Origin of the sequence: Amycolatopsis albispora, assembly GCF_003312875.1 — a bacterium.
Taxonomy (GTDB): domain Bacteria; phylum Actinomycetota; class Actinomycetes; order Mycobacteriales; family Pseudonocardiaceae; genus Amycolatopsis; species Amycolatopsis albispora.
Genome location: NZ_CP015163.1, coordinates 7,917,060 through 7,931,431 on the forward strand (window position 1 = coordinate 7,917,060; position 14,372 = coordinate 7,931,431).

Sequence of the window (14,372 nt, forward strand, 5' to 3'; positions counted from 1 at the left end):
GCAAGGTCCACAAGCCCGATGGAGGTGCGGCATGATCGGACATCTCGCGTATGCCGTTGGCAGTCCCTGTCCGACGCTGGTGCTGGACGCGCGGTACCTGCCGCGGGACCGCGACGCGCTGCTGGCGGCGCTGGGGGACGCGCGGCGCTGGATGTCCGACGCCGGTGGTGACCACGTGCTCAAGGTGGCGCTGATCGAACCGTCCAAGCACCCGCTGTGCGACCTGGACTACCGGTTCATCCAAGCGCTGCCCGAGGACCACGGCAAGTTCGACCTGCTCGGCTCGTGCGGGCACTCGGTGCTGTCGGCGATCACCTCGGCGGCGGAGAACGGCATGGTGCCGCGGCTGGTGCCCGGTCAGCGGGTGCGCGTCAACGTGCTCAACAACGGTGACTACCTGGCCTGCGAAGTGGACGAGGTGACCAAGGAGAGCACCCGGTTCACCATGCACTTCCTGCAGACGCCGCCCCGGCCGGTGTCGGCCATGCTGCTCGACGGCTCCCCGGTGACCACGCTCGAAGTGGACGGCACGCACGTCGACGTTTCGCTGGTGTCGGCCGGGAACCCCTACGTTTTTGTCGGCTCGAAGGGCGCCGGCGTGGAAACCGCGGACGAGTTGTTCGCCGACGATTCCGCGTTGTTCGACCGCCTCAGCCGGATCCGGGTGGCCGCCGCGGCACACCTCGGCATGCCGGCCGACAGCGTGTTCCCCAAGGTCGCGGTGACCATTCCCGGTGAGGACGGCAAGCTGGTGGTGCGGGCGATTTCGGTGCCGTCGTGGCATCCGACGCTGGCCATGACCGGCACCGCCTGCCTCGGCGTGGCCGCCGGGATCGAGGGCTCCATCCCGTGGCAGGCCGCCCAGGAAGCCGGGTGCGGGGACAACGTGATCAGCGTGGTCACCCCCGGCGGGGTGGTCGAGGTCTTCGCCGCGATGAGCATCCAGGACGACCAGCGGCACGTCGCCTGGATCACCGTCGGCGACAAGCGGGTCGACTTCCACGGCTCGTTCTTCATCGAACCGCTCGCCCACTTCCAATTCAAGGAGACGTCCGAATGCCTGTCGGAGTCAGCAGCATGACTGACCTCGCTTCGACGCTGGAGATCTTCCGCGAGGCCGCGGCGCGGTCCGACGACACCAACGTGCCCGACGACCAGGCGCTGATCGAGCTGCGCAAGTCGGGCCTGCTCGCCACCGCGGTGCCGGTGGAGTACGGCGGCAACGGCGCGGACACCGTCGAACTGAACGAACTGGTCTCGAAGATCGCCGAGGTGAACCCCTCGATGGCGATCATCATGTTCCAGCACTTCGCGGTCTGCGCCCGGATCAACGAGTGGGGCACCGCGGAGCAGAAGGAGCTGTGGCTGCCCGGCATGGCCACCGGCGACACGCTCGGCGCCTCGGCGTGGAGTGAAACCGGTGCGGGCGCGGCGAAGAAGAACCTGGCCACCTCGGCCGAGCGGATCGAGGACGGCCGCTGGCTGCTCAACGGCGCCAAGTCGTTCACCACCGGCGCCGGGGTGGCCGACATCTACCTGGTGCTGGTCGGCACCTCGGCCGGCCGCGAGCAGGAACAGGACACCAAGAACGTCTACGGCTCCGCCGGGCAGACCTTCTTCCTGGTGCGCAAGGAGAACGAGGGCCTGATCGCGAACCTCGGCCTGGAGCTGGCCGGGATGCGTGGTTCGGCCACCGGGTTCGTCTCGCTCAAGGACTGCGTGGTCGCCGACGACCACCGGCTCGGCCCGGTCGGCCACGCGCCGGCGATCATCGCGGGCGTCCGGGAGTCCGGTGCCACGCTCGGCGCGGTGTCGGTCGGCGTGGCGAAGGCCGCGCTGGACGTGGCGCTCGCGCACTTCACCAAAACCGGGGCGCTGGAGGCGCCGACCGTCCGGCACCGGGTGACCGAGCTGAGCGTGCAGGTCGAGGCGGCCCGCGCGATCGTCGCCTTCGCCGGGAGCCGCCGGGGCGAGGACCCGGGCGCGGTCACCTTGCGCAGCAAGCTTTTTGCCTCGGTCACCGCCGAGCACGTGTGCTTCGAGGTGGCGCGCATGCTCGGCTCCGCCGCGTACCTGGTCAACCACCAGCTGAACCGGCTGATCTCCGACGCCAGGGCGGTGGCGCTGATGGGTCCGACGAACGAACTCTGCCGAGAGCTGGTGTCCGCGTCATGGGTGAACTGAAGTCCGAGCTGGTGGTCACCGGCGGCCGGGTGGTCACGCCCGGCGGCGTGCGCGCGGCCAACGTGGTGGTCGACGGCGGGCGGATCACCGCCATCACCGAGGATGCACCGGCTGCCGAGTCCACTGTGGACGCCAAGGGCGCGTACGTGCTGCCCGGCCTGATCGACACCCACGTGCACTTCCGCACGCCCGGCCTGCTGCACAAGGAGGACTGGGCACACGGCAGCCGCGCCGCGGTGGCCGGTGGCGTGACCACGGTGATGGACATGCCGAACACCATCCCGCCCACGCTGGACCCCGAGGCCGTGGTGGCCAAGGCCGAGCTGGTGTCGGGCAACTCGCTGGTGGACTTCCGCTTCCACATCGGCGCCGACCCGGAACGCCCGGAGCTGCTGGCCGGGCTCGACCCCGAGATCGCGGTCAGCGCCAAGGTTTTCATGGCCGGGCACCACACCGCGCCGACCGTGGTCCGCGACCCGGCCGTGCTGGAGAAGATCTTCGCCACGGCCGCGGGCAGCGACCTGCAGCTGGTGCTGCACGCGGAGGACGACTCGCTGTTCGAACTGCTCGACCAGTGGCAGGGCCCGCCGGTCTCCTACGCCGAGTACGAGCAGCGGCGCCCGCGCAGCGGCGGGATCGCCGCCGTGGCCAGGGTGCTGGAGCTGGTGCGCCGGTACGGCACCAAGGCGCACATCCTGCACCTGTCCAGCCGTGAAGAGGCCGATCTGGTGTGCGCGGCGAAGGCCGCCGGGCTGCCGGTCAGCTTCGAGGTCACCGGGCACCACCTGTCCTTCACCGACGCGGACACCTGCCGCGGTGGTGCGCGCACCCGGCTTTCGCCGTCGATCCGCGCGCAGGCCGACCAGGACCGGCTGTGGGCGGCGGTGCGCGCCGGGGAGGTCGGCAGCATCGGCAGCGACCACGCACCGCACACCGTCGAGGAGAAGACCCGCTCGGTCGCCGACTCGCCGCCCGGCCTGCCCGGCGTCCAGGAACTGGGGACCGCGGTGTGGACCGGGATGCGCCGCCGGTTCGACGAGCCGGAGGACGTTTCGGCCGCACGACTGGCTTCGGTGCTGTCGGCCAAGCCCGCCGAGTTGTTCCGGCTGGCGGGCAAGGGCCGGATCGAGCCGGGTGCCGACGCGGACCTGGCCATCTTCGACCCCGCCGAGACCTGGATGCTCTCGGCCCACCACGTCTTCGCCAAGTGCGGCTGGTCCGCCTACGAGGGCTGGACCATGTCCGGTCGCGTGCGCCAGACGATCCGGGCCGGGCGGGTGGTCTGGGACGCCGCCACCGGCACCTTCGGTGAGCCCGACGGGCGCTGGCTGACCGGGAGGGCGCACTGATGTTCGAGGGCATGAACCGCAACATCAAGATCCGCATCGGGGTCGGTTTCGTCCAGCGGTTCCTGGACGTGATGCTGATCCCGCTGATGGTGATCTACTTCTCGCAGCTCTACGGCGCGGCCACGGCCGGCGTGCTCACCATGATCGCCGCCGCGGTGGCGATCGGCTGCACCTTTCTCGGCGGGCACCTGTCGGACGTCCGCGGGCGCCGCAGCACGCTGCTGGTCGGTGAGGTCGGCAGCCTGGTCGCGTTCATCGGCATGGCGCTGGCCAACTCGGTCTGGGAGTCCGGGCTCGGGGTCTACCTGTTCTACCTGGCCAACACCGGCCTGATCGCGATCGTGCGACCGGCCAGCGACGCGATGGTCATCGACGCGTCCGAACCGGACATCCGCAAGGCGGTCTACGCGGTCATCTACTGGTCCACCAACGTGGCCTTCGTGGTCGGCGCGCTGGTCGGCGCCTTCCTGTACACCAGCCTCAACGAACTGCTCTGGGCCTCGGCCGCGGCCACCGGGGTGGTCGCGGTGGTCACCTGGCTGTGGGTGTCGGAAACCAAGCCGGAGGACGCGGCCGGCGCCGCGCCGCAGCAGCGGAACTGGCTGGTTTCGATGCTGCTCGGGTACGTGGACGTGCTCAAGGACCGGGTGTTCGCCAAGCTGTTCTGGGGCATCCTGCTGTTCACCTGCGTGCAGGTGCAGCTCTCGTCGTACATCGCGGTCCGGCTGGCCGAGGAGTTCACCCCGCAGCGCCTGTTCGACCTCGGGTTCTGGGAACTCGACGTGGACGGCGTGAACATGTTCGGCATCCTGCGCTCGATCAGCTGCTTCCTGGTGGTGTGCCTGGCGCTGTACGCCCGCAAGATGCTCGCGCGGACCAGCGACGGCAAGCAGCAGACCATGGGCACGCTGATGTTCACCGCCGGGTACATGACCGTCGCGGTGTCCAACGACCCGTGGGTGCTGATCGCGGCGGCCGCGGTGTTCGCGCTCGGGGAGATCGTCTGCTCGCCCTCGCGGCAGGCGCTGCTCGCCGACGTGGTGCACCCCGGCGCGCGCAGCAAGTACATGGCGGTCTACCAGCTGCAGTTCCGCATCGCGCTGGTGGTCGGCCCGCTGTTCGTGACGCTGGGCACGCAGGTCTCGTCCGTGGTGATCAGCCTGCTCTACGGGGTGTTCGGCCTGGCCTCGCTGGTCCTCGTGCAGCTGACGATTCGTGATCGTGACGCGGGCCGGGCGGCCGGTGTCCAGGCCCCGCTCGCCACCGCCGGACAAGGAGCGCAACGGTGACCCCGGAGAACACGGTGCTGCTGGTCGGCGCCACGGTGAAGGTGGTGCGGGCGGCCAAGGACCACGGGCTGTCGGTCATCCTGGTCCAGCACCAGAACAAGTTCACCCCGGAGCAGGCGGAGCTGGCCGACGTCACGCTGATCGCCGACTTCACCGACTGGTCCGCGGTCCGCCCGCACGCCGAGGCCGCCTACGAGCGCTGGGGCTTCACCACCGCGCTCGGCCTGACCGACCCGGCGCTGGACTCGGCGGCGCGGATCAACGACCTGTTCGGCCTGCCCGGCACCAGCTACGCGGTTTCCCGGCTGCTGCAGGACAAGTTCCAGATGCGGCAGCGGCTCGCCGAGGCTGGCGTGTCCTCGGCCATCGGCGCGCGGTTGATGACCGACCGGCAGAGCCTGCTCGACTTCGGCGCGGAGTTCGGCTACCCGTTCGTGGCCAAGCCGACCGACGCGGCGGCCAGTCTCGGGGTGTTCCGGGTGACGGGTCCGTCCGATGTGGACGAGGTGTGGCGTGAGCTGGAGGTCCTGCGCGGCAACGGGCCCGCACGCGGGTGCGGCGGGCTGTTCACCGTCACCGACGTGATCATGGAGGAGTACGTCGACGGGCCGGAGTTCAGCGTCGAGTCGTTCAGCTTCGGCGGGCGGCACGTGGTGGTGTCGGTGACCGAGAAGTCCACTGCGGACGGACACTTCGCCGAGCTGGGCCACACCGTGCCCGCACGCATCGACCGCTTCCGCGAGAACCGGATCGTCGGTGCCACCCGGGAGTTCCTGGACGCGGTCGGGCTGACCGACGGGCCGGGCCACACCGAGATCAAGTTCGGCGCCCGCGGCCCGGTGGTGATCGAGTCGCACAACCGGATCGGCGGCGACCGCATCCACGACCTGGTCGAGGCGGTCTACGGCATCGACCTCACCCACTACGCGGTCGGCTGGCCGTTCGGGCTGGTCAGCGAGCTGCGTGAGCGGCCGAAGCCGGACGGCGGCGCGGCGGTCCGGTTTGTCGAGGGGACGGCGGGAACCGTCGCCTCGATCGACGGGCTGGACGAGCTGCGAGCCCGTCCCGAGGTGATCGCCGCCGACGCGCTGGTCTCGGTGGGCGACCGGGTGGGCCCGGTGCGCGACAACCACGACCGGCTCGCGCTGGTCGCGGCGACCGGCCCGACCGGCGACGCCGCGGTGAAGCTGTGCGAGGAACTGATCGAGAACACCCTGCGGATCCAGGTGGTGGCGGAATGACGATCGTGATCATGGACGGGTTCCCCGGCCCGCTGCCTCCCTACGCGGAGTGGCTGCGGGACAGCGGCAAGGAGTTGCTGCTGGTCACCGGCCGCGCCCGCGAGGAGGTCGGTGGCGGGTACGACCGCGTCGAGGTGGTCGAGGGCTACGCGAACTCCCCGGCGGTGGACCGGTTCCTGCTGAACCTCGGGCTGCGCACCGAGCTGTCGGCGATCGTCGCGACCGAGACGCCGGACCTGGTCCGCAGCGGCGCGCTGCGCGACTACTTCGGCATCGCCGGGCAGAGCCGGGAGGACGCCGCGGTGCTCGCCGATCCGGTCGCCGTGCGCGAGCGGCTGGCCGTGGCCGGGGTGCCGGTGATCGACGTGGCACCCGTGCTGCGGATCACCGACGTCTACGCGGCGGCGGCGAAATTCGGTTACCCGGTGCGGATCCGCGAGCGCAAGATCCCCGGGCACCCGGCCGCCGCGGTGCTCAACGACGAGGCGGAGGTCCGCATCTACACCCAGGGCGGGCTCACCCCGGACCTGATCTCGGTGCCCAGCCTGTTCGCCGAACCGTGGGTGGTCGGCGAGCGGCACCGGGTGGTCGGGCCGGTGCCCGCGGCTTCCGGCGAGCGCCCCGAGCTGGTGTCCATTGTGGAGGCGACGCTGGCGGCCCTGCCGGTGGTGCCCGGCCAGCCGTACGCGGTGGAGGTGGTGCACACCACCGACGGCCGCTGGCTGGTGGACGGGATCGGCGCGGAGACGTCGGACGAGGACGAGCACCGGACGGCCGTCCGCGTGCAGGCCGGGCTCGAGACAGGAGTGAAGCGATGACCGTCCTTGTGCTGCACCACCGCAGTTCGCTGGCGGCCTGCCCGTACCCGCGGTGGCTGGCCGGGTATGACGGCGACGTGGTGCTGATCGCCTCGCGCGAGCACCTCGGCTGGGTCGGGGAGGACCTGCCGACCGGGGACGACCACGGTTACCGGCACATGGAGGCCATCGACAACTACGAGGTCGGTGGTGTGCTGGAGGAGCGCGTGCTCGAACTCGCGCGCAAGTACGACGTCAAGCACATCTTCACCTTCCAGGAGCACGACCTGGAGCGGGCGGCGCAGCTGCGTGAGCTGCTCGGGCTGCCGGGCCAGACGCTGGAGAGCGCGATCCCGTTCCGCAACAAGCTGGTGATGAAGCAGATCGCCTCGGCGGCTGGCATCGAGGTCGCCCCGCACGCGCCCGTCGAATGCGCGGCGGACCTGCTCGTTTTCGCTGAGCAGCACGGGTTCCCGGTGGTGGTCAAGCCCCGTGACGGTGCCGGGTCCATCGGTGTCCGCGTGCTCAACGACGCCGCCGAGCTGGACGCCTTCCTCGACGAGGACCTGGACATCTACGGCCCGCTGCAGTCGAACCTGATGGTGGAGGCCTTCGTCCCCGGGTCGATGGCACATGTGGACGGGCTGGTGGTCAACGGCGAGGTGGTGTTCTCCTGGCCGTCGCAGTACCTGTTCCAGCTGGCCTCGTTCAAGGAGGAGCGCGGCGGCAGGCACGACGTCACCATGGACCGCGACGACCCGCTCGCCCAGCGCATGATCGACTTCGTGGACCGGGTGATCGACGCGCTGCCCGCGCCGCCGAACTTCGTGTTCCACTGCGAGGTCTTCCGCACCCCGGACGACCGGCTGGTGCTGTGTGAGATCGCCGGGCGGACCGGTGGCGCGCAGACCCGCGCGGTGATCCAGACCCTGTTCGGCGTGGAGCTGAACGAATGCTGGCTGCGCGCCGATGTCGGCCTGCCGCTGCCGGTGCCGACCGGGCAGGGCCGGTTGCAGCCGGCCAAGATGACCGGGCAGCTGGTGCTCGGCAAGCGGCCGGGCAAGGTGCTCGCGGTGCGCGGTGAGCCGCCGTTCGACTGGGTCGAGCGGCAGAAGGTGTTTGTCGAGGTCGGCGAGGTCATGCCGGTACCGCGGTATTCGGCCGACTTCATGGCCGCCTACCTGGTCTCCGGGCCGGACCGGGCCACCGTGCAGCACCGGCTGAACGAGCTGGAGACCTGGTTCTTCGACGGGCTGGTGCTGGGTGATGCCTGAGCGGAGAGTGGTGGTCGCCGGTGGGGGTATCGGCGGCCTCGCGCTGAGCATCGGCCTGTCACGTGCCGGGTTCGGCGTGACCGTGGTCGAGCGGGCCGCCCGGATCGCCGACGTGGGCGCCGGGCTGGTGCTGTACCCCAACGGGATCCGGGCGCTGGACACGATCAGCGCGCCGCTCGGCAAGGCGGTGCGCGCGGCCGGGCACGTCGCCGAGCCCGGGGACGTCCGCCCGCACCTCCGGTCGGACGGGGCGCTGCTGGCCTCGGACCCGATCGGGGCGCTGGAGGAGCGCTGGGGCACCCCGCACGTGATGCTGCTGCGCTCGGCGTTGCAGAACGCGTTGCTGGACGAGGCGCTGGCGGTGGACGTGGACCTGCGCATCGGGCGCGAGGTGGTCGATCACGTGGACACCAGTGACGAAGTGCGGGTGTCCCTTTCGGACGGTACCGAGGTGGCCGGTGAGCTGCTGGTCGGTGCCGACGGGCTGCGGTCCGGGGTGCGTTCGCGGCTGCTCGGCCCGGCGCCGATCAACTACCGGGGCTATTCGTCGGTGCGCGGGCGGACCGCCGCGTCGCACAACTTCCCGGTCGGGGTGACCGCGGCCGGGCCGGGCATCGACCTGTTCGTCGGTGCCGTCGGCGGTGGCCTGCTGTACTGGACCGCGAAGATCGTTTCCCCGCAGGGCGTGTGGCCCGCGAAGACGCCCGAGGTCGCGTTGTCCGAGCTGCTGGCCGTGATGGCCGACTGGGATCCGGCGCTGCTCGAACTGATCGAGACCACCGACACCGCGGCCGGTGTGGTGATGACCGACATCGTGGACCGCGACCCCATTCCACAGTGGACCTCCGGCCGGGTGACGCTGCTCGGTGACGCCGTGCACCCGATGGCCCCGACGCTGGGGCAGGGCGCGGGCATGGCGCTGGAGGACGCGGCCGTGCTGACCGCGTGCCTGGCGAACGACAAGCTGGCGGACTACGACCGCATCCGCGCGCCGCGGACCCGCGAGATCGTGTTGCTGTCCCGCCGGACCGGTGGTGTGGACCACGAGCGCGCCGTCGAGTTTTCCACTTTGGACAACCAGTTCTCCCGCCTGTTCGGCTGGCAGATCGAAGGAGTGCAGTGATGACCGAATTCCCGCTCGGGCCTGGCATCGTCTCCGGGCTGGAGGAGCTGGTCGGTGGCACGCCGATGGTGCGGCTGCGGCTGCCCGACGTGCCCGACCACGTGCGGTTGCTGGCGAAGGTCGAGATGCTCAACCCGCTGGCGAGCGTGAAGGACCGCGCCGCGCTGTGGATGCTCAAGGACGCCGAGCGCACCGGCAAGCTGCCGCTGGAGGGCGGCGGCACCGTGGTCGAGGCGTCGTCGGGCAACACCGCGATCTCGCTGGCCGCGCTGGCCGCGATGCGGGGGCACCGGTGTGTCATCGTGCTGCCGGACAACGCGACCGAGGAGCGCAAGGCGATCCTGCGCGCGTACGGCGCGGAGCTGGTGCTCGCCGACCACACCCAGGGCCTGCCCGCGGCGATCGCGAAGGCGCAGGGCATCGCGAAGTCGATCCCCGGCTCGTGGTTGTGCGGTCAGGAAGCCAACCCGGTCAACGTCGAAGCCCACTACCGCACCACCGGCCCGGAGATCTGGGCCGCGACCGGCGGTGAGGTCGACGTGGTGGTGTGCGGTGTCGGCACCGGCGGCACGCTGACCGGGGTGACCAAGTTCCTCAAGGAGCGGCGCAGCATCCACACCGTGGCGGTGGAGCCGACCGGTTCGCCGGTGCTCTCCGGCGGTGAGCGCGGCCCGCACAAGATCCCCGGCATGGGCGGGGGCTTCATCAACCCGGTCACCGACGTCGAGTGCATCGACCAGGTGATCACCGTGGCCGACGAGGACGCCGCGGACTCGGCGAAGGAGCTGACCCGGTCGCTGGGCCTGTTCGTCGGGGTTTCGTCGGGGGCCGCGGTGCACGCGGCGCGAGTGCTCGCCGCCAGTGACCGCTGGGCCGGGGCCACCATCGTCACCGTGCTGCCGGACAGCGGTGAGCGGTATCTGTCCATTTGGGAATCGCTGGGTACGCAGGAGCGGGAAACGCGCGCCGCCTGAGTTGGGAGACAACGGATGAGTGAATCGACCACGCACTGGAACGACGTCGGCATCGACTACGACAAGGTGCTCAACACCGACGAGTCGAACGTGAAGCTGCTCGCTGCCGCGGTCGGCCTCCTGCCGCCGGACACGAAGGACCTGCTCGACATCGGCGCGGGCACCGGGCGGTTGACCTCGCTGGTCCGCAAGGCCCTGCCGGACGCCACCATTCTCGGCGTCGACCCGGCCCCGACGATGGTCGAGGCGGCGGAGATCAAGTTCGCCGACGACCCGAAGGTCTCGTTCGCCGGTGGGCTGGTGGAGGACCTTTCGTTCATCCCGGACAACAGCTTCGACGCGGTGATCTCCAGCTTCGCGCTGCACCACCTGGAGCTGGACACGTACAAGCAGGCGGCCGCGGAGCTGTTCCGCGTGCTGCGCCCGGGCGGGCGGTTCGTGAACGCGGACCAGTTCTGCCGGGTGATGGGCCCGGCCGGCAGCCCGGAACGGGCGAAGGACGTGCTCGACCTGCTCACCGCCAAGGCGAAGCACTACTTGGAGCACGCCAGCTTCGAGCGGATGCTGCTGCAGATCGACCTGCTGCCCCGCTTCATGCGCGAGGACGGCGAGATCCTGACCACGCCGGAGTTCTGGACGGAAAAGCTGCTGAGCGCGGGCTTCGCCTCGGCGCACATCGTGGAGACGCCGCCGGCTGAGCTGTACAACCGCGTCATCTGGGCGGTCAAGCCCTCCTGACGGCGCTCTTTTTCTCGGGCCCTGCCACCCCCCTCACCCCGGGGAGGCAGGGCCCTTCCACGTGCCCGGCGCCCCACCGCCGGGTGTCACGAATGTGGCTTTCGAGACGCCAAACGTCCCGAAAGCCACATTCGTGACACTGCAGCCGCCCCCGCCACCGTCCAAACAGGAGGCCGGGCGCGGGCCAGCTCCACCATCCGGACACACCGCGAGCCACCGCCATCCCAACGCAAGCCGCCCCCCGCAGCCATCCCGACACAAAGCGAGCCCGCCACATCCCAACGCAAGGTGAGCCCGCCAGCAGCCCAAGCGGGAAGCCGGGCACCAAAACCCAGCCTCCCACCCAGACTCCCCCTTCCCCTCCCCGGTCCACAGCCCAAAACACGGCGAAGACCCCTTTGTCAAGGTACGCTTCCCAGCCTTGACAAAGGGGTCTTCGCCGTCGTCACACTGAACTGCCGGGGTGGGAACCCCCTACCGCACCGAAGTCAGGTGCTCCGGCCGTTCCAAGGTAGCCACGCCCACTTCCTTAGGCGCCTTCCCCAGCTTCTCGCGCAACCGCATCGCCGGGCTCTCGATCAGGTAGTAGCTCAGCGTCGCCGCCACGATGCTGCCTGCCAGGCAGATGGCCAGCAGCTTCCAGAACCCGTCGGCCCCGAAAGTGCCCTCGTTCCAGAAGTAGATGATCGCGATGTGCCACAGGTACAAGCCGTACGAGATCCTGCCCAGGTACAGCATCACCGGGTTCGTCAGCACCGCGTCGATCAGCCGCGAGCGCGCGTTCGGCAGGGTCAGCGGGGCCACCGCCAGCAGGCCGAACGACAGGTACAGCACCTGCTCCACCATGCCCTGCGCCATGTCCGGGTAGTTCGCGCTCCCGCTGTCACCGAACGGCTGGAAGCAGGCGATGAGGTACACCACCAGCGCCGCCGCCCAGGCCGAGGCCGGCTTGCGGGACAGGAAGCGGTACAGCGACGGGGACTTCTCCGGCTGCAGCTCCGCCGCGGCCGAAAGCGTCGCCAGCGCCATGCCGACCGCGATGAAGCCCATCCACTTCAGCGGCCACTTGTCCTCGATCGGCCAGCTGCCCATCGACTCGGTGAAGGTGTAGGCGGCGAAGCCGAACCCGGCCACCACGACCACACCCAGCACGAGCAGGATCCGGCGGGCCTTGGCGGCCACGTCGGCACCACCGCGGGCCACCCGGTGCAGCGCCCACGCCAGCACCGGCAGCAGCGCGTAGAAGGCGATCTCGGTGGAGAGGCTCCAGCTCTGCTCCAGCCCGAACACAAACGCCTGGTCCTCGTACACGTGCAACAGCAGGAACGGCCGCACCACGTGCCACAGGTTCTGGATGCCCTCGCTGTTGAACGCGATCAGCACCACCGCCAGCGTCACCCAGAACGCCGGCAGCGTGCGCAGCGCGCGACGCCACAGGTAGGGCTTCACCCCCGGCTTCTTCGTGCCGCCCAGCGCCGCGAGCACCCACGGGCGGTACAGCAGCACCCCGGACAGCACGAAGAAGATCGGCAGGCTCACGTGCAACTGCTGCAGCAGCACCCCGGCGAATCCGTTGCCCGGCTGCTCAAAACCGGGGAACTCGGTCAGGGCCACCTGTGCGGAGTAGAGCCCGACGTGGGTGAGGAGGACCCCCAGCGCGGCGAGCCCGCGCATCCCCTCGAGCTGCGGGAAGAATCTGCGCTTTGTTGAGCGGACCCGAGGACGTGGGTCCACCGCGCTCTTAGTCACCATAACGGCTCCCTCACGGATTAATCAGACTCGGACAGCTTCGGTCAATACGGCCATCCGGGGCATCTCTCCGATTGCGGCACGGGAACTGCGCAGCCGGGAAGATCCACCGCACGGGAACGGCCCGGTACCGGCGGGGATTCGCCGATACCGGGCCGTGTGCGGGGAAGCCCGTCAGCGGTTGAGCTTCACCACGTTTTCCAGGTCGGCCGCGGAGTAGTCACGCCCAGCCATCACCGTGGTGAAGTACTCCACCTTGTGGCTGCTGTTGGGACCGTCCGGGTCGCGCGGCCAGTCACCGAGCGCGTAGGCGTTGTAGGTGTCCAGCAGCGCCTGCGCCTCCTCGGTGGCCTGCGTGAACCGCGTGATCGGGTCGGCGCCGCCGAGCACGTCACGCATCGCGCGGGTCATCACGTCCTGGTTGCCCGCGAAGTCACCGAAGACCGCGCCCTCCTGCACGGGCACCGCGTCGGCGGGCACGCCGTCGGGACGGACCGCCTTCTCCGGGAACCGCGTGACGTGGTCGCTGGCGACCCGGTGGTACGGGTGCTGCTCGAACCAGCCCTCGCGCTCCAGCAGTTCGAACGAGGCGTGGGTGACCGGCGCGAAGCTGTTCGCTTTGTGCCGGTCGGCCGCGTTGCGGGCGTTGTGCATGTACTGCAGGAAGGTCAGCGCGCCGTCCTGGGTGGCCTCGTCCAGGCCGCTGGTCAGCCACATGGAGGTGCCCGCGATCGCGTTGCCGACGTAGGGCTGCGTGTCGCTGAACGGGAACAGGCCGACCTCGATGCCGAAGCCGTTGTCCTTGGCCGCCTGCACCATGTAGTTGACGTCGTTCGACGACGAGATGCGGATCGCCACGTCCTGCTCGGCGAAGGCACGCAGGGTCTGGGCCCAGTCGGGAATGCCGCCGGTGTGCAGGTAGTGGCCGTCGCGGTGCAGCTCGCGCCAGATCTCGGCCCAGGCCAGCATTTCCTTGGACGCCAGCTCGACCTCGGTGGCCCGGCCGTCGCGGCCGTTGTGGTTGTTCACCAGCAAACCGCCCTGGGTGGCCACGGCCTGCTGGTAGAAGGTCCCGTGGTTGGACCAGGTGATCGCGTTCTTCGGCCCGCCCTTGGCACGCGCGACCTGCTCGCAGACCGCGGTCACCTCGGCCCAGGTCTGCGGCAGCTCGGTGACGCCGGCCTTCTCCAGCAGGTCGGTGTTGGCGTAGAGCAGGCTCGTGGTGCACACCGACGGCATCGACATCAGGTCGCCGCCGATGGTGTAGTAGTCGCGGAACGGCTTGATCAGGTCGCCGAGCACCACCGGCTCGCCGTTGATCTCCGACCGGCCCGCCACCGCCTGTTCGACCGAGGTGAACAGCGGGCTGCCGTCGGCGTGCCGCAGGTCGCGGGCCACCTGGCCCATGTAGAAGTACAGCTCGGCCAGGGTGGGCGGGGTACCGGCCGCGGCGGCGCGGGCGACCTCCTGCGGGAAGGTCCAGAAGTCCTTGCCCTGCACCCGGACCTCGTACTGGGGGTAGACCTGCTCGAAGTCCCTGCCCAGCTGGAACCAGCGGTCCATCCAGCCCGGAAAAGTCAGATCGGGGACCCAGACGTCGATGACCACTTTACTCATTCGATCTCTCCTCCTGGCTTTCCTGCGCACACGGCTG

12 protein-coding genes are annotated in these 14,372 nt (G+C 70.0%); 10 read left to right on the plus strand and 2 right to left on the minus strand.

Annotation, left to right across the window (positions count from 1 at the left end):
- Positions 1-31: 31 nt before the first annotated feature.
- The 10 genes from A4R43_RS37615 to A4R43_RS37660 are packed head-to-tail and all read left to right on the plus strand — an operon-like array spanning position 32 to position 10,969.
- The gene (locus A4R43_RS37615; protein WP_113696446.1) at positions 32-1,081 is read left to right on the plus strand and encodes a PrpF domain-containing protein; all 1,050 of its coding nucleotides are present in this window, start codon (positions 32-34) and stop codon (positions 1,079-1,081) included.
- Positions 1,078-2,184 (plus strand): acyl-CoA dehydrogenase family protein, encoded by a 1,107-nt coding sequence (locus A4R43_RS37620; protein ID WP_113696447.1) that lies wholly within the window; start codon positions 1,078-1,080, stop codon positions 2,182-2,184. Before A4R43_RS37615 ends, A4R43_RS37620 begins: the two co-directional genes overlap by 4 nt.
- Positions 2,172-3,533, plus strand: coding sequence for a dihydroorotase (locus A4R43_RS37625; RefSeq protein WP_113696448.1), 1,362 nt, complete (start codon positions 2,172-2,174; stop codon positions 3,531-3,533). The genes A4R43_RS37620 and A4R43_RS37625 overlap by 13 nt, the downstream gene beginning before the upstream one ends.
- A gap of 11 nt (positions 3,534-3,544) precedes the next feature.
- A complete protein-coding gene (locus tag A4R43_RS37630) occupies positions 3,545-4,822 on the plus strand; it encodes an MFS transporter (protein WP_205215148.1) in 1,278 nt (425 codons plus the stop codon).
- On the plus strand, positions 4,819-6,063 hold the full coding sequence (locus tag A4R43_RS37635; protein WP_113696450.1) for an ATP-grasp domain-containing protein: 1,245 nt from the start codon (positions 4,819-4,821) through the stop codon (positions 6,061-6,063). Before A4R43_RS37630 ends, A4R43_RS37635 begins: the two co-directional genes overlap by 4 nt.
- On the plus strand, positions 6,060-6,881 hold the full coding sequence (locus A4R43_RS37640; protein WP_113696451.1) for an ATP-grasp domain-containing protein: 822 nt from the start codon (positions 6,060-6,062) through the stop codon (positions 6,879-6,881). The genes A4R43_RS37635 and A4R43_RS37640 overlap by 4 nt, the downstream gene beginning before the upstream one ends.
- A complete protein-coding gene (locus tag A4R43_RS37645) occupies positions 6,878-8,134 on the plus strand; it encodes an ATP-grasp domain-containing protein (RefSeq protein WP_113696452.1) in 1,257 nt (418 codons plus the stop codon). The genes A4R43_RS37640 and A4R43_RS37645 overlap by 4 nt, the downstream gene beginning before the upstream one ends.
- Positions 8,127-9,257, plus strand: a complete 1,131-nt coding sequence (locus A4R43_RS37650; RefSeq protein ID WP_113696453.1) for an FAD-dependent oxidoreductase — start codon at positions 8,127-8,129, stop codon at positions 9,255-9,257. Before A4R43_RS37645 ends, A4R43_RS37650 begins: the two co-directional genes overlap by 8 nt.
- Positions 9,257-10,231: a PLP-dependent cysteine synthase family protein gene (locus tag A4R43_RS37655; RefSeq protein ID WP_113696454.1), complete on the plus strand. Its 975-nt coding sequence runs from the start codon at positions 9,257-9,259 to the stop codon at positions 10,229-10,231. The genes A4R43_RS37650 and A4R43_RS37655 overlap by 1 nt, the downstream gene beginning before the upstream one ends.
- Positions 10,232-10,246: 15 nt before the next feature.
- Positions 10,247-10,969 (plus strand): class I SAM-dependent methyltransferase, encoded by a 723-nt coding sequence (locus tag A4R43_RS37660; protein ID WP_113696455.1) that lies wholly within the window; start codon positions 10,247-10,249, stop codon positions 10,967-10,969.
- Between the two features lie 474 nt (positions 10,970-11,443).
- Here A4R43_RS37660 and A4R43_RS37665 read toward each other — a convergent pair whose 3' ends face one another.
- Both A4R43_RS37665 and A4R43_RS37670 read right to left on the minus strand, forming a co-directional pair.
- Positions 11,444-12,643, minus strand: coding sequence for an acyltransferase family protein (locus tag A4R43_RS37665; RefSeq protein WP_162788735.1), 1,200 nt, complete (start codon positions 12,641-12,643; stop codon positions 11,444-11,446).
- A gap of 249 nt (positions 12,644-12,892) precedes the next feature.
- On the minus strand, positions 12,893-14,335 hold the full coding sequence (locus A4R43_RS37670; protein ID WP_113696457.1) for an extracellular solute-binding protein: 1,443 nt from the start codon (positions 14,333-14,335) through the stop codon (positions 12,893-12,895).
- Between the last annotated feature and the right edge of the window lie 37 nt (positions 14,336-14,372).